The 21,397-nt window shown below is 61.1% G+C and carries 22 protein-coding genes; 14 read left to right on the top strand and 8 right to left on the bottom strand.

The genetic code is table 11. The features are described from left to right. Positions 1-48: 48 nt before the first annotated feature. Entirely contained in the window at positions 49-1,245 is a 1,197-nt protein-coding gene (locus HMPREF2792_RS09920) for a cobalamin-independent methionine synthase II family protein (RefSeq protein WP_070533284.1), read from the top strand. Between the two features lie 88 nt (positions 1,246-1,333). Here the strand turns inward: HMPREF2792_RS09920 and HMPREF2792_RS09915 are convergent, their stop codons facing one another. Next, the gene (locus tag HMPREF2792_RS09915; RefSeq protein WP_070533282.1) at positions 1,334-1,960 is read right to left on the bottom strand and encodes a hypothetical protein; all 627 of its coding nucleotides are present in this window, start codon (positions 1,958-1,960) and stop codon (positions 1,334-1,336) included. 112 nt (positions 1,961-2,072) lie between these two features. Then, positions 2,073-3,986 carry a choice-of-anchor I family protein gene (locus tag HMPREF2792_RS09910; protein WP_070533384.1) on the bottom strand — a complete coding sequence of 638 codons (1,914 nt, stop codon included), beginning with the start codon at positions 3,984-3,986 and terminating at the stop codon, positions 2,073-2,075. A 178-nt stretch (positions 3,987-4,164) separates the two neighbouring features. On the opposite strand from HMPREF2792_RS09910, the gene ilvA reads away from it, so the two are divergent. From ilvA to HMPREF2792_RS09890, 4 genes are read left to right on the top strand one after another with little or no spacing between them, the layout of a single operon-like run. Next, positions 4,165-5,448 carry a threonine ammonia-lyase IlvA gene (gene ilvA / locus HMPREF2792_RS09905; RefSeq protein ID WP_070533280.1) on the top strand — a complete coding sequence of 428 codons (1,284 nt, stop codon included), beginning with the start codon at positions 4,165-4,167 and terminating at the stop codon, positions 5,446-5,448. Further along, positions 5,448-6,086, top strand: a complete 639-nt coding sequence (locus tag HMPREF2792_RS09900) for a YigZ family protein (RefSeq protein WP_070533278.1) — start codon at positions 5,448-5,450, stop codon at positions 6,084-6,086. Before ilvA ends, HMPREF2792_RS09900 begins: the two co-directional genes overlap by 1 nt. 34 nt (positions 6,087-6,120) lie before the next feature. Further along, positions 6,121-6,357: a hypothetical protein gene (locus HMPREF2792_RS09895; RefSeq protein ID WP_070533276.1), complete on the top strand. Its 237-nt coding sequence runs from the start codon at positions 6,121-6,123 to the stop codon at positions 6,355-6,357. A 6-nt stretch (positions 6,358-6,363) separates the two neighbouring features. Beyond that, the gene (locus HMPREF2792_RS09890; RefSeq protein WP_070533274.1) at positions 6,364-6,750 is read left to right on the top strand and encodes an RNA-binding S4 domain-containing protein; all 387 of its coding nucleotides are present in this window, start codon (positions 6,364-6,366) and stop codon (positions 6,748-6,750) included. On the opposite strand, the gene HMPREF2792_RS09885 is transcribed toward HMPREF2792_RS09890, so the two are convergent. The 5 genes from HMPREF2792_RS09885 to HMPREF2792_RS09865 form a co-directional block, all read right to left on the bottom strand. Continuing rightward, positions 6,747-7,751, bottom strand: coding sequence for a GTP pyrophosphokinase (locus tag HMPREF2792_RS09885; protein ID WP_070533272.1), 1,005 nt, complete (start codon positions 7,749-7,751; stop codon positions 6,747-6,749). The two genes, HMPREF2792_RS09890 and HMPREF2792_RS09885, sit on opposite strands and share 4 nt — an antisense overlap. Before the next feature lie 49 nt (positions 7,752-7,800). Next, the gene (locus HMPREF2792_RS09880) at positions 7,801-8,409 is read right to left on the bottom strand and encodes a hypothetical protein (RefSeq protein ID WP_070533270.1); all 609 of its coding nucleotides are present in this window, start codon (positions 8,407-8,409) and stop codon (positions 7,801-7,803) included. 140 nt (positions 8,410-8,549) lie between these two features. Continuing rightward, the gene (locus HMPREF2792_RS09875; RefSeq protein ID WP_070533269.1) at positions 8,550-9,935 is read right to left on the bottom strand and encodes a 3'-5' exonuclease; all 1,386 of its coding nucleotides are present in this window, start codon (positions 9,933-9,935) and stop codon (positions 8,550-8,552) included. A gap of 89 nt (positions 9,936-10,024) precedes the next feature. Beyond that, on the bottom strand, positions 10,025-12,220 hold the full coding sequence (gene glgX, locus HMPREF2792_RS09870; RefSeq protein ID WP_070533268.1) for a glycogen debranching protein GlgX: 2,196 nt from the start codon (positions 12,218-12,220) through the stop codon (positions 10,025-10,027). 20 nt (positions 12,221-12,240) lie between these two features. Further along, positions 12,241-12,807, bottom strand: a complete 567-nt coding sequence (locus tag HMPREF2792_RS09865) for a TetR family transcriptional regulator (protein ID WP_070533266.1) — start codon at positions 12,805-12,807, stop codon at positions 12,241-12,243. Between the two features lie 176 nt (positions 12,808-12,983). On the opposite strand from HMPREF2792_RS09865, the gene HMPREF2792_RS09860 reads away from it, so the two are divergent. Continuing rightward, positions 12,984-13,721 carry a hypothetical protein gene (locus HMPREF2792_RS09860; RefSeq protein ID WP_070533264.1) on the top strand — a complete coding sequence of 246 codons (738 nt, stop codon included), beginning with the start codon at positions 12,984-12,986 and terminating at the stop codon, positions 13,719-13,721. A gap of 149 nt (positions 13,722-13,870) precedes the next feature. Next, positions 13,871-14,272 carry a hypothetical protein gene (locus tag HMPREF2792_RS09855; RefSeq protein ID WP_227485693.1) on the top strand — a complete coding sequence of 134 codons (402 nt, stop codon included), beginning with the start codon at positions 13,871-13,873 and terminating at the stop codon, positions 14,270-14,272. On the opposite strand, the gene HMPREF2792_RS09850 is transcribed toward HMPREF2792_RS09855, so the two are convergent. Further along, a complete protein-coding gene (locus HMPREF2792_RS09850) occupies positions 14,269-15,192 on the bottom strand; it encodes a YbjN domain-containing protein (protein WP_070533262.1) in 924 nt (307 codons plus the stop codon). The genes HMPREF2792_RS09855 and HMPREF2792_RS09850 overlap by 4 nt on opposite strands. Before the next feature lie 152 nt (positions 15,193-15,344). Here HMPREF2792_RS09850 and hisD point away from each other — a divergent pair, with 152 nt between their 5' ends. The 7 genes from hisD to priA are packed head-to-tail and all read left to right on the top strand — an operon-like array spanning position 15,345 to position 21,395. After that, entirely contained in the window at positions 15,345-16,694 is a 1,350-nt protein-coding gene (gene hisD, locus HMPREF2792_RS09845; RefSeq protein ID WP_070533260.1) for a histidinol dehydrogenase, read from the top strand. A 3-nt stretch (positions 16,695-16,697) separates the two neighbouring features. Next, positions 16,698-17,801 (top strand): histidinol-phosphate transaminase, encoded by a 1,104-nt coding sequence (locus tag HMPREF2792_RS09840; protein WP_070533258.1) that lies wholly within the window; start codon positions 16,698-16,700, stop codon positions 17,799-17,801. Positions 17,802-17,857: 56 nt separating this feature from the next. Beyond that, positions 17,858-18,490: an imidazoleglycerol-phosphate dehydratase HisB gene (hisB, locus tag HMPREF2792_RS09835; RefSeq protein WP_070533257.1), complete on the top strand. Its 633-nt coding sequence runs from the start codon at positions 17,858-17,860 to the stop codon at positions 18,488-18,490. Between the two features lie 6 nt (positions 18,491-18,496). Further along, a complete protein-coding gene (locus HMPREF2792_RS09830) occupies positions 18,497-18,679 on the top strand; it encodes a hypothetical protein (protein ID WP_070519941.1) in 183 nt (60 codons plus the stop codon). A gap of 50 nt (positions 18,680-18,729) precedes the next feature. Continuing rightward, a complete protein-coding gene (locus HMPREF2792_RS09825) occupies positions 18,730-19,950 on the top strand; it encodes an MFS transporter (RefSeq protein WP_070520166.1) in 1,221 nt (406 codons plus the stop codon). Continuing rightward, positions 19,947-20,582: an imidazole glycerol phosphate synthase subunit HisH gene (hisH, locus tag HMPREF2792_RS09820; RefSeq protein WP_070533254.1), complete on the top strand. Its 636-nt coding sequence runs from the start codon at positions 19,947-19,949 to the stop codon at positions 20,580-20,582. The genes HMPREF2792_RS09825 and hisH overlap by 4 nt, the downstream gene beginning before the upstream one ends. A 30-nt stretch (positions 20,583-20,612) precedes the next feature. After that, positions 20,613-21,395, top strand: coding sequence for a bifunctional 1-(5-phosphoribosyl)-5-((5-phosphoribosylamino)methylideneamino)imidazole-4-carboxamide isomerase/phosphoribosylanthranilate isomerase PriA (gene priA / locus HMPREF2792_RS09815; protein ID WP_070519945.1), 783 nt, complete (start codon positions 20,613-20,615; stop codon positions 21,393-21,395). The last annotated feature ends 2 nt before the right edge of the window (positions 21,396-21,397 follow it).

Here is a 21,397-nt window from a genome sequence, read left to right as displayed (position 1 = left end):
ACAGCTAGGCTAGACAGCACAGTCTAGAAGAAAGGAACCCCGTTTCCCATGGTCAATAAGATTCGCACCACCCACGTTGGCTCGCTGCCACGCACGAAGGAGCTGCTGGAGGCAAACCTCGAGCGCTCTGCAGGCACCATCTCCGATGAGAAGTTCCACGAGATTCTTCAGCGATCCGTCGCGGACGTCGTCAAGCGGCAGGTCGACCTTGGCGTCGACATCATCAACGAGGGCGAGTACGGCCACATCACCTCCGGCGCCGTCGACTATGGCGCGTGGTGGAACTATTCCTTTACCCGCCTGGGCGGCCTGACCATGACGGATAAGGACCGTTGGGAAATCGGTGACAAGATCCGTTCCGAGCCGGGCAAGATTCGACTCTCTTCGATGAAGGATCGCCGTGACCGCGCTCTGTTCGCCGAGGCCTACAATGACCCGGATTCGGGTATCTTTACCGGCCGCAAGAAGGTTGCCAACCCGGAGTTCACCGGCCCGGTTACCTACATCGGCCAAGATCAGGTGGAAGCGGACGTCAAGCTGCTTGCCGACGCCCTGCCTGATGGCACCGAAGGCTTCGTCGCCGCCCTATCCCCAGGCGCAGCGGCACGCCTTCCTAACAAGTTTTACGAGGACGAGTCTGACCTCCTGCGTGCCTGCGGTGAGGCGCTCAAGGTGGAGTACAAGGCGATTACGGATGCCGGCTTGACCGTGCAGTTCGACGCCCCGGACCTGGCTGAAGCCTGGGACTCGGTGGTTCCGGAGCCGACGGTTGAGGACTTCCAGGCCTTCCTACGTGAGCGAATCGATGTGCTCAACGAGTCCATCAAGGACATCCCGCGTGAGCAGACTCGTCTGCACATCTGCTGGGGTTCCTGGCATGGCCCACACGTGACGGATATTCCGTTCGAGGACATCATTGAGGAGATCCTGCAGGCCAAGGTCGGCGGATTCTCCTTCGAGGGTGCCTCGCCGCGTCACGCCCACGAGTGGCGCGTGTGGAAGGACCACAAGCTGCCGGAGGGCACCGTCATCTACCCGGGCGTGGTCTCGCACTCCACCAATGCTGTGGAGCACCCGCGTTTGGTGGCGGACCGCATCATTCAGTTCGCTGAGCTGGTGGGCCCTGAAAACGTGATTGCGTCGACTGACTGTGGCCTCGGTGGCCGCCTGCACCACCAGATTGCGTGGGCCAAGCTGGAATCCCTCGTAGAAGGCGCGCAGATCGCCTCCGAGGAGCTTTTCTAGTCAGCGAGCGGCCTTGACCCAGCGAGCACACTAAGTAAAACGCGCGAACCTCCTTGGTTCGCGCGTTTAATTTTTGGTGGGGAGGCGGTTACTTCGCAGCCGCTTTCTCGCCTTCCTTCTTCTGGGAGTTATCCCAGTGGAAGCCCTGGCTCTTCAGGAAGGCGCGCAGACCATCGAGAACGGATGGGTCGAATTGTGCGACCACGGTCAGCGCATTAATAGCGACGGCGACCAGAGCGATAATGCCGCCGACCCACGCAAAGACCTCTTCGGCTGTGTCATTGGGGCGGGCGGACTGTACCCATTCGGGCATCTCGTCCCATTCCTTCTCCAACTCGGCGTCCTTTTCCGCTTGGACGCAGTCTGGCTCTGCTGGCATGCCAGAGGAACCATAACCGTTAAGGATGCCGAGCCCCAGCTCCTGCGGCCCCATGAAGGAAGAACCCGCGGTGCCATCGGCAACCGCCTTTTCGTGCTCCTCACGCGCCTTGTGCACAGCGTCCGCACATTCCTTGGAGAGATCGGAGGTGTCGATGTGACCGACGTTCATCGAGCTTCCACCGTTGGGGCCCTGAGAGCTTCCGCCACTAGAGCTTTGGCTCTGGGAGGAAGCGGGGGACTGGCTGCTCTCAGCGGAGTCAGCGGCTGTGGCCAACGGGGTGACCAGGGCCATCGTCGTCGCGCACACTGCGATAAGGGAGGTGGAAAGGCGCATAATCAGGAGTTCTCCTTGAAAGAAGGTGCGAAGGGGGTGCGAGAAAAAGGGGTGGGCTAGCTTGTCCTAAGCCCACTTCAATGTAGCAGCCCGCCCCGAGGGAAGGTAGGGATTACAGGAACTTCTCCAGCTGCTCGCGCAGCGGTGCTGGGGCAAGGCTGAGGACTGTTTCGCGGACACCCGGAGCGTTCAGCAGGCCGACTGCGGCAGCCACCGCAGCGATGACACCGATGACAGAACCGGCGATGATGCTCGCAGTGGATGAGTGGGAGCTGTGGGTATTCTTGTCCTCGTCGTCCTTGTCACCGGTAGAGTCTTCGTCGTCAAGCAAATCTTCAACAGAGTAGACAGTGGTGGTTCCGGAGACTTCGTTGCCCACGATGAGCAGGTGCTCGCCGTTGGGGGAGTCGGCTTTATCGACGAAGGCGAAGCCCTCCGGGCCCAGGTCACCGGCAGCGGCGAACTCATCGGTGGAGAAGTCGCGGTTGTTGACGTAGGTGACGAAGGAGGCATTGGCCGGGTCGGTGACGTCATAGACGAAAACGCCGCCGACGCGCTCGGCGCCAACGAAAGCATAGGTGCGATCCCCAACCTTGCCGATTGTCAGGGCCTCCGGTTCAGGGCCCTTGTTGTCAGAGCGGTCATCAAACTCGGCCGCTTCGTTGTCGGCGTTGTGGTGGAACACTCCCGGTTCATTCAGCTCAGCGGTGATCTTTTCAAAATCGCTACCGGAGTCGAAGACGACCGTGCCGTTGGCGTCGTAGATGCTGAAGGAGCGAGAGCCGAAGGAATAGAGCTCGTCGAAGCAGCCCTTCTCTTCATTCCACCCGGAGGCGTTGCTGAGCTTCAGGTTGCCGGCCTGCTTCTTGTCGGCGAGCTCGTCCGGATTGACGTCGCCCAGCGCGCCCTCGCACACCTTGCCGTCCTCGATGAGGTCCTTGAGCTCGACTTCATCGGTGTAGACGCCGGAACCACCGTCCTTTTCCTTGACACCCCACTCGCGGGCGTCGCCCTCATTCGCGGTGGCGAAGTAGGTCTGGCCGCCGGCGGTGAAAGCACCGATGGAGTCCGGCATGGACAGACCCTTGACCGGGATGGTGCGCAGCTCGGCGGCGTCATCCTTGTTGGAGGAGTCGAGTGCTACCTGCGAGTGATCCGCAATGTGAGCCGGCAGGATCTTCTCCACTGTGGCGGATTCAATATCGATGACCCCAATGGCATTGGCCTCCTGCAGCGTCACGTATGCCTTGCCCGCCTGGGAGGAGATGTACTCCGGTTCGAAGTCAATGGAGGGCTTCGCCTCGTGCCCGGAGGGACCAAAGACGCGCACGCCCTCAGGCAGTGGCTTGCCGTCGAAAGCCGTGAAATCAGCGATGCGGGCATCCGCCTGAGTCGGCGCCGCAACTCCCGCCGGCAGCTTGATAACGGAGACGGAACCTTCTGGGTCGGCGACGTAATCGGTGCCCTCGGCGTTGAGCTCGTTCGACGGCTCGCCCTCGTTGGCCACGAGAGCGTAGCTTCCGTCCGCGGTGAGGTGGACGTTATCCGGCAAAGCACCCACCGCCACGCGCCCCAGCTCGGCGGTGGCTAAGTCCTCGGCCGCAGCGTTGAAGAAGAGCGCCTCGCCGTTCTCGGTCTTGTCCGCCTGCTGGACGGCGGCCACAGCCAGGCCATCAGGGCGTACGGCTACGGAGTTGATCTCTTTGCCTTCACCGGCAGAAATGGAGCCGATCAAGGTGGGCTTGGCTGGGTCAGCGGCGTCGAGGACGTCGATCTGGCCCGCGTGCGCGTTAACCGTAAGGATGCGCTTGGAGGCTGGGTGGAAGGCCACGATTTCCGCGGCTGATTCTGCGTACACGCCGGACTCATAGGTGCCGATCGGGGTCACCTTGAGGCTGGCGTCAGCGGCGGAATGCTCGATGACGTTGTCCACAATCGCGGCCGAGGATGCCGGCACGGTCAGGCTAAGGCTAGTCGCGGTCGCAGCACACAGCGCGAGAGCGCGGCGGGAGAAAGAGCGAGACATTGAGAAAGACTCCTTGAAGCGGAACGAAAAAGTTTCCGAACCACCGTACGTACCGCCCATGGTGCTTTTGGGGAACGCAGCGTTGCAAACAAACGATATCTAGGTAAACGTTGGGTGAATCGGTCGAATGCTAGGTAATGTGCGACGCGAGAGAGCTGGGGCGCTAAAATGAGCCACCATGACAAGCACCCCGCAAGACTTCGAGCCAATCCACGCCTCTGATATCCAACTGGCACAATCGCGAATTAGCTCGGAGATTGCCCCGACTCCGCTGCAGTATTGCCCGCGCCTGTCCCAAGAAACCGGCTATGAGGTGTACTTAAAACGCGAAGATCTGCAGGACGTGCGCTCCTACAAGATTCGCGGCGCTCTGTACGGCATGTCGAATTTAAGCGAAGAGCAGCGGAAGCAGGGGATTGTTACAGCCTCTGCCGGCAATCACGCCCAAGGCGTGGCTTATGCCTGCCGCACCATGGGGATCCACGGCAAGATCTTCGTGCCGGAGCCGACCCCGAAGCAAAAGCGCGACCGCATCCTGGTCCATGGCGGTGACGTCGTGGAACTCGTTGTCACCGGCGCCAACTTCGATGAAGCAGCTGCCGCCGCGCACGCGGATGCTGCGGAGCGCGGTGCCTTCTTTATTGAGCCTTTCGACGCACGCGATACCGTTACCGGCCAGGGAACCGTCGCCGCGGAAATCGTGTCCCAACTGTCGTCCATCGGTAAATCCCTCGACACCGTGGTGGTCCCCGTGGGCGGCGGTGGCCTGATCTCCGGCATCACCTCCTACCTCGCTGACATGGCCCCGCGCACCGCGGTGGTGGGCATTGAGCCGGCTGGGGCGGCGTCGCTCAGCGCTGCATTCGCTGCCGGCGAGCCGGTAACGCTCGACACCGTGGATCCTTTCGTCGATGGGGCTGCGGTCAAGCGCATCGGTGAGCTGCCCTTCAAGATTTTGGAGGCCAATCAAGGACGCTTGCACTGGGATGTCGTCTCCGAAGGTGCTGTGTGCACTGAGCAGTTGGCGCTGTACCAGAACGAAGGCATCATCGCCGAGCCCGCCGGCGCGCTGAGCGTGACCGGCCTGCGCACGCTGAACCTGCAGCCGGGCTCGACAGTCGTCTGCGTTATTTCCGGCGGCAACAATGACGTGCTGCGCTACGCCGAAATCATGGAGCGCTCCCTAGTGCACCGCGGCCTCAAGCACTACTTCCTGGTGAACTTCCCACAGGAGCCAGGCCAGCTGCGCCACTTCCTGCAGGATGTTCTCGGCCCTGAAGATGACATCACGTTGTTCGAGTACCTCAAACGCAATAACCGCGAGACCGGCGCGGCGCTGGTAGGCATCGAACTGGGCAGCGCAGCGGGCATCGATGGCCTGCTGGAGCGCATGGAGAAGTCGAAGGTGAATTGCCAGCAGCTTAAGCCGGGCACCCCTGAGTACGACTTCCTCGTCGCATAATGCTGGAGAGTTATCAGCGCCCGGTCGGAGGTGACGTCGTCGAGCACGAGATTGAGATCAAACGCTCGCGGTTTATCACCCTCATCGGCCGCGCCACGAACGAGGCGGAAGCACGCGCGCTTATCGACGCCGCCCGCGACCGTTACCCCGACGCCCGCCACCACTGCTCGGCGTATATCTATCACGTCGATGGCTCGAATCCGGTGGAGCGCTCCTCCGATGATGGCGAGCCTTCCGGCACCGCCGGTAAACCGATGCTTGATGTTTTGAAAGGCTCGGGGCTGCTTGATATCTGTGCAGTGGTCGTGCGCTACTTCGGCGGTATCAAGTTGGGCGCGGGCGGGCTCGTTCACGCTTATGGCGGCGCTGTGAGCGAGACGATGGAGCAGGTTGAGCATGTCACGCGCGCCTTGCGCGAGCTCTATACCGTCGAGGTTTCCCACGCGGAGGCCGGCCGGCTGGAGGCGGAGTTGCGCAACCGCGGCGTCGACATGGTGGATACCGCTTATGGCCAGGCGGTGACTTTCACCGTGTCCGTTGAGCCCGGCGGTGAGGAGAAACTCGCTGCAACGCTCGCGGCACTGACTCAGGGTGGGGTAGAGCCGAAGGAAGCCGGAACAGCCTGGGTGGAGCTTTAATGTTGCGGGCTTCTGGCTATGTAAAATAAGCCCCATGACTATGCAGCGACGCCCCAACAATCCCATTGAGCAACGCAAACAAGCCGTACGCACCCACGCACGCAACGGCGCAGTGTGTGTCGTGGGAGGCGTCGCCGGCGGCATCCTCCTGGGTTGGGCATTGACTGGTTTCTGGACCTGTATGGCCATTGGTCTCATCGTCGCCGTGGTCGGCGGCGCTTACAACTGGGTAAAGATCCAGAAGATCGTCAACGAAAACCACAACCTTTAAGCGCCTATGGTGAATCAGCCCGACGGGCGGCCCGTCCGCATTGACGTCTGGGTCTGGTCCGTGCGCATGTTCAAGACCCGGTCAGAAGCTGCCACGGCGGTGCGCGCCGGGCACGTCAAGCTCAACGGCAACGCCACCAAGCCCGCGCAGCAGGTTGTCCCCGGCGACCGCGTGCGCGTGTGGCGCAACCACCACGAACATGATCTCGAGGTGCTCGCCACCGTGTCCAAGCGCGTGGGCGCTCCCATCGCGCGGACCTGCTACATCGACCACGCACCGCCGCCACCGCCGAAGGAGTTTTTACCCTCGGTTCCGGTTCGCCCGCGCGGTGCCGGCCGCCCCACGAAGAAGGAGCGTCGGCAGATGGACAAGTTCCGCGGCGGATTCCGCTAATTATTCCGGAAGTTTTTTAAGGCCTTCAGGCGCGCGTTCAGACGACGCTTGCGATCCTTGCGGTCGCCGGCTTGGGCGGTGGCCTCGATGTGCTGGGCGCCGAACTTGTTGAGCAGCAAATCGTCGATAAGCCTGACCTGGCCCGGGCGGAAGCGGTAGCGCATGGCGTCATGCACGTGGGCGATAGCGTCTTCATCGAGGAGCTGCTTGAGCTGGCTTAGACGATTGATGCCGTTGTTTTCTAAAAGCTCCGCTAGGAAGCGATAGTGCTCCGAGCGTGAACGCGGAAAGCGGTTACCCAGAATGATGGCGAGGACGCCGGGGAGGGTCTCTGCCGTGATTTCCACGTCATCGTCCGCCTCGGAGCTGGGGGCCTTAAGCGCCGCAATCTCATCGAACTGCTGGTCCGCCAACTCAATGAGGCCCGCAGCGAGCGTGAAGAGGCGATCCACCTGTGGGGATGGCGGGTTTGGTCCCTGCTTGTACCGGATATCGTGCTCAAATTCCGCCCAGGCGTGCTGCAGCACAGTGCGGATTTGAATCTCAAAGGTCCAGCCAACATAGGCTTCAAGTTCCTCAAGGGCAGCGGCACTATCTTCAGAAACCTTGAGCACTAGGTGGTGTGAACCATAGCCAAAGCCGCCGGAAATCCGCGTTTCTGCTGCCTTGTCCACCGAGCGAAGCACGGTGAAGGTTTCTCCCAGAACTTCGAGGGCCTCCGGAATAACCGTGGAGTGGAAGACGGTAATCCGCACGCCCAAGACATCGTGGATATCCTCCCACGGAGTGGGGTACATGAGCTCGCCGTTGCCGCGACGCTTCTTTGCCTTGGCCTTCAGGGACGGCCATTGCTTCACACGGGTAGCTACGCGGTCGAAGATAATTCCGGCGTCGTTAAGCAAGTCCTCGATGGCATCGCGGAAGTCCTGCGCCGCAGTGGGATGCGCGTGCACCCAGGAATGATACTGGTTGCTCAAGCGGGACATGGATGATTCAGCCATCGTGAAACGTGACTCCTTTCGGCCACGGCGGAAAAGTGCGGGGGTGTGTCTACACCTCCAACGGGAAGCCGTTAGCTAATACTAGCGGTTGCATGCTGAGCGGGGCTCGATGGCGCGGACGCAATTCAGCAGCGCGCCACGCTAACTCCGTGGCGCGATGCGGGCATACGTTGAACAACGCATAAAGAGTGTGCGCATCAGGCACGAGGTACGTGATGCTTCGAGCCTGGCTGAGCCTCTGAAGATGATTGTCTAGGATAACGAAAGCCTGCGGATGGGCCAACCAGGACGATATCGTGCAGCGATGAGCACGCACCTCGAGGCCTGCCTCGGCCCCCATGAAGCCCAGCTCGGCAGGGCGGGTGAAGAACCGCAGTCCCTGCTCCGTCAACGCTCGCCGCTGCAGATTCAGCGCTGCGGAATCCCATGCCTGGCGTACGGTCAAGCCCATATCATCCAGAGCGCGCTGGCTCACACGCTTGGCCTCCGTACCCGTGCCGCGCACTATGGACATCGATAGCGTGCGCGATAACTGGAGGCTAGCAGGTGAGTCCCCAAAACCATCATCACACAGCTTATTTCCGGTCAGCTCTTCGCTCGGGCAGAGCGAGGGGAGAAGGCGATCGACGTGGAGGGAAGTGGATAGCGCGATGGTCATAAGGATTTATCTCCGTAACGGTTGGGCAGGTGCAGATTCCTTATGCTTATTGGACTGCGCTCCACGCCCACCGGTTCCCAGCGAAGAGGAGAATTCCTTTGGATTGGGCTTATCGCGGGTGCCTTGAGACCAATCGCGGGTTAAAACGGAGGTGCTTCATCGAGTTGAAGCTCCTCGAGGAGCTTGTCTGTCTGCCAGATCTCAATATTCTGGCCCTTGCCTTGTAGCTCTTCGGCGCGCTTTTCCTTCGATGTCTTGGTGGCCCACTGGCCTACGACGAGGATGGTGGTCTTCTTCGTGACGTTCTTGCCCACCTTTCCACCGCGCTCAGCAATCTTGGACCACAACAGACCTTTATCAAAAGGTTCGAAGTCACCAGTGAGGGTGACATTCTGGCCAAACAATGCGCCTTCTGGATCGGCGTCGGGGTTCGGATCCGGGATGGTGTCTGGCGTGGATACGGACTGCCATGGGGCCGGCCCGCGGCGCTGTGCGGTCCCGGAGCTCTTCTTTTTCGCACCCGAGGTCGTCCCCGCCATGCGCGTCTTGTCGCGGAAATCCGTGCCGGCGCCTAAGTCCGCTGCAGACAACGGAGCAGTGTTGGCGCGCAGAACTGGGATGACGGACTCCTCGCTCAAGGTGCCCAGGGCAAAGTCCCGGGTGGTGAACAAGTCCTCGATGGAACCAGAGTGACCAAAGCGCTGGGCCAGGGCACTAATAATTTCGCCGGCTGCCCGGGCATCCGCTGTGGCTTCGTGGTGGTGGAAGTCCTCGGCCCCGATGTAAGAGGTGACGGTCGGAAGCTTATGATTGGCCACGTCGATGACGCCGGCGCGGGAGGCATCGCGAGCCAGGGCCAGCGAGCACGCCAAGCGAATCTCCGGAACCGGCGCCGCAGATTTCATAAGGCCGCTGCGCAAGGCCGTGGAATCGAACTGTGCGTTGTGGGCCACCATCGTGTCAGAGCCGAGGAAGTCGAAGAGCTCGGCAGCAGCATCCGCAAAGGGCGAAGCATCAGCGACGTCATCTGGCGTGATGCCGTGGATACTGATGTTGACGTCGTCGAAGTGCTCTAGGCCCGGCGGGGGAGTGCACAACCACGTACGGGACTCGGTCTCTTCGCCATCGCGGAAGCGGACCGCGCCGATCTGGCACACCGAACCCCAGTTGTCATTGGCCGTTTCCACATCGACGGCGGTGAAGTTCAATCCCTGAACACGAGTGCTGGCGGCCGGTGCTTCGCCGCGCAAGGCAGCCTCCACCGCCTGCGCGAAAGCCGTGGCATCCTGGCCGGGTGCAAAACGGATGACCGTGTCACCAGCACCACCTTCGGCACCGCTAGTGCCGTGAACGATGACCTGCCCAAAACCCGTTGCCGTCGGCTCCGTGCATTCCACGCCCGTGGCTCCAGCGAGGGAGAGACTCTCGTGGGCTGGTGCGCCGAGGGAAGAAGCAAGCAAAGAGCGGCGGAAAACAAGGGCTTCGGCGGTGACATCAATGACGGCACCGTGGGCAGTGTAGGACACGGATTCCTTTCAAAGCATGGTGTTGGTGGTGGAGAGCAAGCGGTGAAGAAGCAGCCAAAGCTTCAGCTGCTTCTTGCCGAAGCAACCGATTATGCAGATTCGTCGTTGTCGTCGAAGACCGGGGGCTCGGTCTGGCGCAAGATCAGCGTGGAGCGCGGCTGCACCATGATGGTTCCTGCGGCAGCGATCAGCTTTTCCTCGTCCGGGTATCCGCCGGAATCAGAAGTATCGACGATGAGCCGCCAGCTAGCACCCAAGTCCTTCTTCGGCAGGGTGAACTCAATGTCCTCGTGGTGAGCGTTGAAAATCATGATGAAGGAATCATCCGTGATGCGCTCACCGCGGGCGGTGGTCTCCGTAATGGCGTTGCCGTTGAGGTAGACCATGAGGGCCTTGCCGAACTCAAAATCCCAGTCCTCCGGAGTCATCAGCTTGCCGGAAGGCACGAGCCATGCAATATCGCGGTCTTTCACCTCAGAACCAAAGGGTCCACCGGCCAAGAAACGCTGGCGACGGAACACCGGGTGGTTCTTGCGGATGTTAATCAGGCGCTTAGTAAAACCGTGCATGGCGATGTTCTTTTCCTGCTCCAACATCGACCAATCGATCCAGGAAATCTCGTTGTCCTGGCAGTACACGTTGTTGTTGCCGCCCTGGGTGCGGCCTAGTTCATCGCCGTGGCACAGCATCGGGGTGCCTTGGGAGAGCAGAAGGGTAGTGAGGAAGTTGCGGACCTGGCGGCGGCGGAGCTTCTTAATTTCTTCGTCGTCAGTCGGGCCCTCCACGCCGTGGTTCCACGAGCGGTTGTGGGATTCACCGTCGCGGTTGTCCTCCCCGTTGTCCGCGTTGTGCTTTTCGTTGTAGGACACCAAATCACGCAGCGTGAAGCCGTCGTGAGCGGTGATGAAGTTAATGGATGCGGTGGGGCGGCGGCCGTTGTTGGCATACAAGTCGGAGGAGCCGGTCAAGCGTGAGGCAAACTCACCCATCTTCGACGGTTCCCCGCGCCAGAAATCACGGACGGTATCGCGGTACTTACCGTTCCATTCGCTCCAAATGGGCGGGAAGTTACCAACCTGGTAGCCGTTATGGCCCACGTCCCAGGGCTCGGCGATGAGCTTGACCTTGGAGACCACCGGGTCCTGCTGCACCAGATCGAAGAAGGTGGCGAGCTTGTCGACGTCATCCAGCTCGCGTGCCAGAGTAGACGCGAGATCGAAGCGGAAGCCATCCACGCGCATTTCCGTCACCCAATAACGCAGCGAATCCATAATCAGTTGGAGGGAGTGCGGGTGGCGGACATTGAGGGAGTTACCGGTGCCGGTGTAGTCCATGTAGTGCTCGGGATTGTCATCGACCAAGCGGTAGTAGGCATGGTTATCAATACCGCGGAAGGCAATGGTTGGCCCCATGTGGTTGCCTTCGGCGGTGTGGTTGTAGACGACATCGAGGATGATCTCGATTCCAGCCTCGTGGTAAGCGCGAACCATAGCCTTGAACTCAGCCACTGCCTCACCTGGCTTCTTGGCGTAGGCGTAGTCCGCATGCGGAGCGAAGAAGCCGAAGGTGTTGTAGCCCCAGTAGTTACGCAGGTCCAGCTGGCGCAGACGGTCATCCTGGAGGAACTGGTGGACCGGCAGCAGCTCGACGGCCGTCACACCCAAGTCCTTGAAGTAGTTGATGATCGCCGGGTGCGCCATGCCGGCGTAGGTGCCGCGCAGCTCCTCTGGCACATCCGGGTGCGTCATCGTCATGCCCTTGACGTGGGCTTCGTAGATGATGGTCTCGTTATCCGGGGTATGCGGCCGGTTGTCGCCGTGCCACTCGAAGAAGGGGTTGATGACCACCGACAGCATCGTGTGGCCCAAGGAATCATCCTCGTTGCGCCCGGTGCCAGGCTCTTCAGCGAAGATATCGTAGGAGTACAGCGAGGCATCGCCGTCAAAATCACCGTCGAAGGCGCGGGCATAAGGATCGACAAGCAGCTTCGAGGGATCGCAGCGCAAGCCGTGCTCTGGTTCATAAGGGCCGTGGATGCGGTAACCGTAGCGCTGTCCGGGGCTGACGTTGGGGAGGTAGGCGTGCCAGACATGGGCGGTGACTTCGGTCAACTCAATGCGCTCTTCGCTGCCATCGTGGTCGATGAGGCAGAGCTCAACCTTTTCCGCGATTTCGGAAAAGATAGCAAAATTAGTTCCGGCTCCATCGAAGGTGGAGCCGAGCGGGGAGGGGGAACCAGGCCACACCTGGCGAGATGGCGTTAGATCAGCACGGGTCTCAGTCATGAGGCTCAGCTTAGTCAATTCTATTCGCAGCGATCGGTTCGCAGTGACTTTAGACCGGCAACCATGAGTTCCGCGGCGCGCACAGAGGTGGCGTCCACGGGCGCGGTGCCCGGAGAAGGAGAGGCCGTGCTGGGCGACGCCCCACTGAGCTGCTCGCGGGATTGCTCCATGAACGTAGCCCCGAGTGTGTAGTGGATCAGCGTACGAGCGGCGACGGCGATATCCTCCGGTGACGCATCGGGGGCTTCTTTCTGCAGCGTGGTTGTGAATAACTCTTCTAAGTCGGTGCTGGCTGAAGACTCTGGGAAAGCGGCGCCAGCGATGGCTACCTCGGCTCCATCGCGCCAGCGGCGCAGCTCCCGGTGCAGCGAGCTGACCAACTCCGCCGTGGTTTCACCCGCGACGGGGGAGAGGATCTCAGCGGTCATGGCGGCGATGAGCGATTGCTTGTTAGCTACATGCCAGTACAAGGCGCCGGGAGCCACGTCGAGGTTGGTGGCGACGCGGCGCATGGTGACGTCGGCAAGCCCGTAGCGGGTCAAGAGTTCGAGGGCGGTGGAAACGATAGCGTCGCGAGATAGATGCACACGACCAACTCTACGCGGCGCAAGAAACCCCTAGTGGGGCTCACAGGAAGCTTCAAGGTGTAAAATATGATTTCTTCAAACAGCCCTTGTTAGGGTTGTCGGAGATGCCCAAGAGCAACCACCACGCCTAGCGTGGATTTACCTATCGCTCTCTATTTAATTTGAGGAGTTATCCCTTGTCCTTTTTGACACCTGCCAAGAAGTCCCTCATCGCTGTTGCACTCGTTGCACCGCTTTCCTTGGCTGCTTGTGGTTCCGATGACGAGAACGCAGGCGACACCGCTTCCTCTGCGGCAAAGACCACCACGACGACGAAGTCCAAGGAAAAGACGTCTGAGAAGAAGACGGAAGAGAAGACTTCTGAGGAAAAGAAGGAGGGGGAAGAGAATAAGGACGGCGAGAGCGCTGCTCCGAAGCCGGAGGGAGAGAATCCTGAGGGCGGCAACCAAGCCGTGGCCAACCCCTTCGAAGAGGGCGCTGACCCGTTCCAGAACATGCCAAAGGTTGAACCGGTTCAGGGCGAGGCCGCAAGCCAGGAGGATATCGACGGTATCAACACCCTGGTACGTGGCATGTATGAGCAGCAGACCATGCGCTCCTTTGTGAAGTACCTTCCGGAGCACACCTGCGCGGCCGTGCGTAATGATCCGAACTCCGGCCTCGACCAGGTGGACTACAACCAGGTCCCGGATGTGCCGATGAACCAGCTCAAGGACATGATGGCCGCAGCTGGCCAGGACACCTCCCAGATGGAGGGCTTCGACTGGTCCAAGACCGGCGTTGAGTCCATCAACGATGTCGTGGTTAACGGCGATGACGCCTCCGCGACCGTGAACGTCAACACCAGCCAGGGCATGGATAGCTCCACCATGCGCTTCAAGCGCGAGAACGGTAACTGGACCTTCTGCGGCTAGAGATTATCGTGCCTGCACTGCGTGCACCTAGCTTTCATATACCCCGCGCCATTGGATTCGGCGCGGGGTTGCTCGCGTTAGCGCTCCTTGGTTTCTCCGCTGTTGGCGCTGTCTGGGGGCTGTGGCGGCCTACTCTGGAGGGCCATCGCATGGAGGATGGCGGCTATGTCCTGCGCAACGTTGCCGACGTGCAATTCGATTCTTATATCACCTTCGTGCTGATCACCGGAGTCCTCGGTATGGCCTTGGGAGCAATCGCCCACCGCTGGGGAGAGCGCTACCGTGGCGTCGGTGTGCTGCTGTGGGTGGCGCTGGCGGCTTTGGCCGGTGCGGCGTCCTTCTATGTCTTCGGTGGGGCGACGGCCACTGATGTTCCGGAGAACCCCGGGGAATTCGTGGAGTTCGTGCCGAAGTTTTCGCCCGGCATCGCGTGGCTTGTGGGACCATTTATGGCCATGTTTGTCTACTGGTCCGCGCTGTTCTTTGAGCCGCCCAGCGTGGCGCTCGAAAGTGAAACGGAAGAAAATGAGGCAGCGGTCGACGTGCGCTAGGGCCACGCGACGGGGGAGGAGCCCACGGCATCGCGTGAAATGTCATCGATGCCGTGGAGGACGTGCTTGATGCCGCGGCCGAGGGCGGTTATCAGTTGGGCGTCGGAAAGCCCGGCGCCCGTCATGACCGCGTAATCAATGCGCACCTGCAGCCCGTCAACGTTGGAGTGGCAGAAGGCCGAGGCCGAGTGATTGTTCCGGTTCCAATCATTGCAAATAAGGAAAATCCTGGAGAACTCGCTGCCCTGTAGGTTCGGGTCCCAATGGCCTTTGATGATGAGGCTTGGGCCGGAGTCAATGGCGAAGGCAAAGAGGACGTCATTGATCCAGGCATAAACTGCTTCATCGCCATCTGATTGGAAGCGCGAAATTCCCAGAGCGGGTAAGAGGGCTTCGAGGCGGTCCGTATCGACGCTGGCGACGGGGCCGTCGAGTTCTGTCTGTTCTTCCGGGACTGCCGGGCGGGGAAGCGTGAGAACGGGGAAAAGTTTAGCCAGTTCTTCGAGGCAGGCCGCGGCGTTGTGGAGCGCTGGCACTACCGAAGCGGAGAGTTGGGCGCTTGTGGGTTTCTGGTGCACCACGAGGAAGGAGTGACCCCACACTTCGACTTCGGTAGGGGAGGAATAGTTGAGCACGAGGTGCGGCGAGAGGCAGTCGTGGTTCCAGTCGTTGACGAACTCGCTGAGACTGGGGATATCGCCGAAACCAAGAATGCCATGGTGGGTGGTGTAGAAACGCAGGATCGGCTCGCCCTCAGTGTCCATGAAAGCGCGGGTTTCCCCGAGTGGCGAGTGCGGGAAGAGGAGCTCGTGTGCGGTTACCCGTATGCAGTCAAGGTTTTCCCGGCGCGTGAGGCGTTCGACGCGGGCAAGCAGGTCTGACGGGGACTGGCGGTCCAGGCCGTCGGCGCCGTTGCTCATTTCGCCACCTCCCTCTACCGATTCGGGATGCCGGAATGTGTTACTAGTGGCACATTCTATAACCCGCACCTGCCGGTTCGCTGGCTTTTCGGTCCGGGTATAGTAATGGGAAGGTATAGAAACCACTGCATATTATAAAAAGAGGTCCCAGCATGCTACGAACCATCGACCTGCGTGGAGAGGAACTTACTACCTCCCGTTTGCGCCGAGTATTGCCGCGAGGGGGCACGGACGTGTCCTCGGTGATGGGCACTGTTATCCCCATGGTGGAGAAGGTCCGTGACGGCGGAGCGGAGGCCGCCCTCGACTTCGGCGAAAAATTTGACGGCATTCGCCCGGCCGCGGTGCGAGTTCCTCAGGAGGAGCTAAAGAAAGCAGTCGATGAGCTGGACCCGAAAGTGCGGGCAGCCATCGAGGAATCCATCGCGCGCGTGCGTGCTGTCCATGCTGACCAGAGGCCGGATTCGCACACGACCACCCTGGCACCGGGGGCAACGGTCACAGAGGTCTTTCACCCCATCGAGCGGGTGGGGCTGTACGTCCCGGGCGGCAAGGCGGTGTATCCATCTTCCGTCATTATGAACGCCGTCCCCGCCCAGGAAGCGGGCGCTGAGGCGATGGTCGTGGCCTCCCCGCCACAAAAGGAGTTCGGTGGTCTGCCGCACCCGACTGTCTTGGCAACGTGCCACATGCTCGGCGTGGACGAGGTGTGGGCAGTAGGCGGCGGGCAAGCCATTGCGCTGTTGGCCTATGGCGATGATGAACCGGTTACCGGTGAGGAAGCACTGGAGCCTGTCGATATCATTACCGGCCCAGGCAACGTGTTTGTTGCCGCCGCTAAACGGGTAGTGCAGGGCGTGGTGGGCATTGATGCGGAGGCCGGGCCCACGGAGATCGCCATTTTGGCAGACGATAGCGCCAACCCCGTCTACGTGGCCTATGACCTCATCTCCCAGGCAGAGCATGATCCCATGGCTGCTTCCGTGCTCATTACTGATTCAGAGGAGTTTGCCGCCGCCGTGAACGCGGAGGTAGCGCAGCGTTATACCGCCACCGCCAATGCCGAACGCGCCGCCGAGGCGCTGCGCGGTGAGCAGTCGGGCATTGTCGTGGTTGAGGACCTTGAGGCGGGAATCGCCGTCGCGGATGCCTATGCCGCCGAGCACTTGGAGGTGCACACGATAAACGCCCGGGCAGTTGCGGAGCGCATTCGCCACGCCGGTGCCATCTTCGTTGGCGACTATTCTCCCGTACCTCTTGGTGATTACACCGCGGGTTCCAACCACGTTTTGCCAACCTCTGGAACCGCGCGGTTTAGCGCCGGCTTGTCGACGCACACCTTCCTTCGCCCAGTAAACCTCATTGAATACGACCGCGCGGCACTCGGCGAGGTAGCGGAGAACGTTATCGCCTTCGCCACAGCGGAGGCGCTGCCCGCCCACGGTGAAGCAATCGCCGCACGATTCGCCGAAGACACAGATGCCCAGAAAGGAGAGGCTTAAACCATGGCTGAGCTGAAGGATCTTCCCCTTCGTGAAGAATTGCGTGGCTCCAGCGCCTATGGCGCCCCGCAGCTGACGGTAACCAACCAACTCAATACCAACGAGAATCCTTATCCGCCGTCGGAGGCGCTGGTGAAGGACATGGTGGAGGCCGTCGAGAAGCACGCACGCCAACTCAACCGCTACCCGGAGCGCGATGCCGTCGAGCTGCGCACGGCGCTGGCGGAATACATCAGCGAGCAGACCGGTGTCACCGTGGGCGTGGAGAACGTGTGGGCAGCCAACGGTTCCAACGAGGTGCTCCAGCAGCTGCTGCAGGCCTTCGGTGGGCCGGGCCGCAGCGCGCTGGGATTTACGCCGAGCTACTCCATGCATCCGATCCTGTGCGCAGGTACACAGACCGAATTCATTTCCTGCCCGCGCGATGAGGACTTCCGCATCGATGAGGAGGCGGCTCTGGGGGCCGTCGCCAAGCACAGCCCCGACGTCGTCTTCATCACCACCCCGAACAACCCCACCGGTGACGTCACCCCGATCGAACTAGTGGAGAAGATCGTGCAGGCCGCGCCGGGCATCGTCATCGTGGACGAGGCCTACATGGAATTCTCGCCCTCGCCGTCAGCTACAACACTGCTGGCGAAGTACCCGACCAAGCTCGTGGTCTCGCGCACGATGTCCAAGGCCTTCGATTTCGCCGGCGGGCGCTTGGGTTACTTTGTGGCGGATCCCGCCTTCGTGGAAGCCGTGATGCTCGTCCGCTTGCCCTATCACCTCTCCGTTTTATCCCAGATCGCGGCCACCGTGGCTCTTGCTCACAAGGAGGAGACCTTGGGTACCGTGGCGAAGCTTTCGGCGGAGCGGGATCGGGTTGTCGCACGGCTCCAGGAACTTGGCTATTACGTTGTGCCGAGCGAATCCAACTTCGTCTCCTTTGGGCGCTTTGCCGACCAACACGCGGTGTGGCAGGGATTCCTCGACCGCGATGTGCTGATCCGAGACAACGGCGTGCCGGGTCTCCTGCGCGCCACGATTGGGCTGCCCGAAGAGAATGACGCCTTCCTTTCGGCCGCGGCGGACTTGGCAGATACAGTAGAGATGACTAACTGAGAACTGAAACTTGAGCCCAGGCAAAGGCTCATGATGAAAAGAAGGAGCGTGGGACAATGAGCGCTGGTGAAGCTACACGCCACGACTTAGGCGACCGCATTGGCCGCGCAGAGCGCGTCACCGGGGAGACAAAGATCTCCGTCGAAATCAACCTCGATGGCACCGGCCAGGCGGATATTTCGACGGGGCTGCCGTTCTTTGACCACATGCTCAACGCTGTGTGTACCCACGGCTCCTTTGACCTTCAGGTGCACGCCGAAGGTGATATCCACATCGATGCCCACCACACGGTGGAAGACACCGCGATTGTGCTAGGCCGCGCTTTCCTCGAAGCGCTGGGGGATAAGTCCGGCATCCGCCGTTTCGGCTCCCAGCTTCTGCCCATGGATGAAACGCTGGTGGAGGCCGTCGTTGACATTTCTGGGCGGCCCTACTTTGTCATGAATGGCGAGCCGGAGAACTTGGAGTGGCAGGTTATTGGCGGGCACTACGCCACGGTGATCAACCGGCACTTCTTCGAAACCTTTGCCACACACTCGGCGACGACTCTGCACGTCAACGTGCGCTATGGGCGCGATCCGCACCACATCACGGAAGCCGAGTACAAGGCAGTGGCCCGCGCCCTGCGCCAGGCTACCGAGCGGGATCCGCGAGTAACCGGAGTTCCTTCGACGAAGGGAGCACTCTAAGACGCTATGAATGTCATGGTTCTCATTCTCTTTCTCGTCGCCGGTCTGCTCGTCGGCGGCGCGTGGGCGGCGTATCAGAACGGTTCAGTATTGCTGACTGTGGTCGCGGGCGCGCTCGCGGCGGTCGCCGTGGCCGCCGCGTTGGTCTGGTTCCTCGACATCTTTTCGGCAGGATTGGCGGCAAAGTGACAGATAACGCCCCTCAGAGTGTGTGGAAGGTTGCCGGCTTCAAGGAAACCATGATCGCGGTGGTTTCCGCCTTCGGCGCGTGGTCAGTCTTGCTACCCGTGGTGCCGTTGGCTGTGTTGGATTCCGGCGGATCGGCCACGCTGGCTGGCGCCACAACCGGCGTATTCATGCTGGCCACGGTGCTCACCCAAATGGCGACTCCGATGCTGCTGCGCATCTTTGGCTACCGGCCGATCATGGCGGCGTCGGCGCTGCTCTTGGGCGTGCCGGCGTTGGGCCACATGCTGGGCGACGCCGCCCCAATCGCCCTAGGCTTTTCCGCACTGCGCGGTATTGGCTTTGGTGCCCTGACGGTGTCAGAAAACGCGCTCATCGCGGAAATCACGCCGCGGCGCTTGTTGGGCAAGGCCACTGGAATCTTCGGCCTTTTTATCGGCGCGGCACAGATGGCCTTCCTGCCCGTCGGCCTTGCCGTCGCCGCAGCGTACAACTATAACGTGGTGTACCTCTTGGCCGCCGGCCTCGGCCTTCTGGGTTTCTTCACCTGCATCCTCGTACCGCAGATCAAGGCTGCCCCGGTGGGAATGCCGGACCCATCGGATACCACTCCGCGTGCTCCAATGTGGAAGCTTGTGCTCGTGCCGGCACTGGCGTTGATGAGCTTCTCCGTGAGCTACGGCGTGGCCTCGAATTTCATTTCGCCGGCCGTGCGCGAATTGGATCCTGAACGCGGCGCGGTTTTGGGCGGCTTCATGCTGTCCGTGATTGGTGGCGCGGGCATGATTGCGCGCTACGTCGCCGGTGTCGTGGCGGACCGGGTGGGCAAGCCCGGCACACTCATGATTCCGGCCCAGGCTTCCTCGGTCGTGGGTGTGGGACTCATCGCCGCCGTGCTGTGGCAAGAGTGGTCGGTATGGCTGCTCGTGTTCGGTACGGTCATCTACGGTGCCGGCTTCGGCATCGTTCAAAACGAGGCGCTGCTGTCGATGTTTGACCGCCTCCCACGCGAGCGGCTCTCCGAGGGTTCTGCGGTGTGGAACATCTTCTACGACGGTGGTACTGGCCTTGGTTCGACGGTCCTTGGCGCCGTCGTGGCGATGTCAGGATACAAAGGCGCTTTTGCCGCAGGTGCCGCCATCATTGCAGTGGGCTTGCTCATGACGGCTGCTGACCTAGCTTTGGGTAAGACTCGCGTGAGCGAACTTAATGACATCCAAACGCGCTTGCGCAGGATTAGAAGGCCGAGGAGGCCCGGAAAGGAGCCACGATGAGCTCACACGACGTAGTTGTCCTTGATTATGGTGCCGGCAACCTCCGCTCGGCTTTGCGCGCACTTGAGCGGGTCGGTGCCACCGTGACGGTGACCGCAGACCCGAAGCTAGCGGTGGAAGCCGATGGCCTGTTGGTGCCCGGCGTAGGCGCCTTCGCTGCCTGCATGGAAGGCCTGCGCGCGGCCCAGGGGCCTCGGATCATTGGTCAACGCTTAGCTGGCGGCCGCCCGGTTCTCGGTATCTGCGTAGGTATGCAGACTCTCTTTGAGTCCGGTACAGAACACGGCGTTTTTATGGAAGGCTGTGGTGAGTGGCCGGGGGAGGTGACCCGCTTGCAGTCGCCGGTTCTGCCCCATATGGGCTGGAACACCGTCGAGCTTCCCGACGATAGCCTTATGTTCCATGGCGTGAGCGCGCAGGATCGCTTCTACTTCGTGCACTCCTATGCCGCGCGGAGCTGGGAGCTCGAGACTGAAATCACTGAGCCGCCGAAGGTGGCGTGGTCCGAATATGGCGGTGACCGTTTTGTCGCCGCGGTAGAAAACGGTGCGCTATGGGCCACGCAATTTCATCCGGAGAAGTCGGGTGACGTCGGCTCGCAGCTGCTAAAGAACTGGATTGGAACGCTTTAAAGAGCCCACTCGAAAGGTAGACTACCCACCATGAGCTTTACACTGTTGCCCGCGGTTGATGTCGTCGACGGTCAGGCGGTTCGCCTTGATCAGGGAGAGGCCGGAACTGAAAAGCCCTATGGCTCGCCGCGTGAGGCCGCCCTTAAGTGGCAGGCCCAAGGCGCGCAGTGGCTGCACGCAGTAGATCTGGACGCAGCCTTTGGCCGCGGCTCCAACCACGAGCTGCTCGCTGAGATCACCACGAGCGTGGACCTTAACGTGGAGCTGACCGGAGGTATCCGGGATGATGACTCCTTGGCCCGTGCACTCGCCACCGGAGCCCGCCGCGTCAATATTGGTACCGCGGCTTTGGAGAACCCCGAATGGATTGCCAAGGTCTTGGCAGAGCATGGTGACCGCATCGCGGTCGATCTCGCAGTCCGGATGGTGGACGGCGAGTGGCGCACGCGCGGTAACGGCTGGGTTTCCGATGGTGGCGACCTCTGGGAGGTGCTCGAGCGCCTTGACGCCGCTGGTTGCACTCGCTTCGTGGTGACGGACGTGTCCAAGGACGGGACGCTGCAAGGCCCCAACATCGAACTGCTGCGTGAGGTTGCGGCCGCCACGGAGGCAAAGGTAACAGCCTCCGGTGGGATTTCCACCCTTGATGATCTGCGTGAATTGGCCCTCTACGAAAATGAGGGAATTGATTCCGCCATCATCGGCAAGGCTCTCTATGAGGAGCGCTTCACACTGGAGGAGGCGCTCGCGGCGGTTGCGGAAGTTACGCCGTTGCCGGGTGAAGAATACATTGACCCGATCGAGGAGAGGTAGGC

The sequence above is a fragment of the Corynebacterium sp. HMSC068H04 genome, from assembly GCF_001811255.1.
GTDB classification, from domain to species: domain Bacteria; phylum Actinomycetota; class Actinomycetes; order Mycobacteriales; family Mycobacteriaceae; genus Corynebacterium; species Corynebacterium hesseae.
This window is presented reverse-complemented; position numbering and strand designations above follow the sequence as displayed.

Bases quoted from the DNA above. Each gene is read 5' to 3' on its own strand.
- HMPREF2792_RS09880 (WP_070533270.1), bottom strand. From the start codon at position 8,409: ATGACCATCGCGCTATCCACTTCCCTCCACGTCGATCGCCTTCTCCCC.
- HMPREF2792_RS09850 (WP_070533262.1), bottom strand. From the start codon at position 15,192: ATGAGCAACGGCGCCGACGGCCTGGACCGCCAGTCCCCGTCAGACCTG.
- HMPREF2792_RS09885 (WP_070533272.1), bottom strand. From the start codon at position 7,751: ATGGCTGAATCATCCATGTCCCGCTTGAGCAACCAGTATCATTCCTGG.
- HMPREF2792_RS09900 (WP_070533278.1), top strand. From the start codon at position 5,448: ATGCTGGAGAGTTATCAGCGCCCGGTCGGAGGTGACGTCGTCGAGCAC.
- hisD (WP_070533260.1), top strand. From the start codon at position 15,345: ATGCTACGAACCATCGACCTGCGTGGAGAGGAACTTACTACCTCCCGT.
- ilvA (WP_070533280.1), top strand. From the start codon at position 4,165: ATGACAAGCACCCCGCAAGACTTCGAGCCAATCCACGCCTCTGATATC.
- HMPREF2792_RS09825 (WP_070520166.1), top strand. From the start codon at position 18,730: ATGATCGCGGTGGTTTCCGCCTTCGGCGCGTGGTCAGTCTTGCTACCC.
- HMPREF2792_RS09910 (WP_070533384.1), bottom strand. From the start codon at position 3,986: ATGTCTCGCTCTTTCTCCCGCCGCGCTCTCGCGCTGTGTGCTGCGACC.
- HMPREF2792_RS09830 (WP_070519941.1), top strand. From the start codon at position 18,497: ATGAATGTCATGGTTCTCATTCTCTTTCTCGTCGCCGGTCTGCTCGTC.
- priA (WP_070519945.1), top strand. From the start codon at position 20,613: ATGAGCTTTACACTGTTGCCCGCGGTTGATGTCGTCGACGGTCAGGCG.
- HMPREF2792_RS09915 (WP_070533282.1), bottom strand. From the start codon at position 1,960: ATGCGCCTTTCCACCTCCCTTATCGCAGTGTGCGCGACGACGATGGCC.
- hisH (WP_070533254.1), top strand. From the start codon at position 19,947: ATGAGCTCACACGACGTAGTTGTCCTTGATTATGGTGCCGGCAACCTC.
- HMPREF2792_RS09920 (WP_070533284.1), top strand. From the start codon at position 49: ATGGTCAATAAGATTCGCACCACCCACGTTGGCTCGCTGCCACGCACG.
- HMPREF2792_RS09895 (WP_070533276.1), top strand. From the start codon at position 6,121: ATGACTATGCAGCGACGCCCCAACAATCCCATTGAGCAACGCAAACAA.
- HMPREF2792_RS09855 (WP_227485693.1), top strand. From the start codon at position 13,871: ATGGAGGATGGCGGCTATGTCCTGCGCAACGTTGCCGACGTGCAATTC.
- hisB (WP_070533257.1), top strand. From the start codon at position 17,858: ATGAGCGCTGGTGAAGCTACACGCCACGACTTAGGCGACCGCATTGGC.
- HMPREF2792_RS09890 (WP_070533274.1), top strand. From the start codon at position 6,364: ATGGTGAATCAGCCCGACGGGCGGCCCGTCCGCATTGACGTCTGGGTC.
- HMPREF2792_RS09840 (WP_070533258.1), top strand. From the start codon at position 16,698: ATGGCTGAGCTGAAGGATCTTCCCCTTCGTGAAGAATTGCGTGGCTCC.
- glgX (WP_070533268.1), bottom strand. From the start codon at position 12,220: ATGACTGAGACCCGTGCTGATCTAACGCCATCTCGCCAGGTGTGGCCT.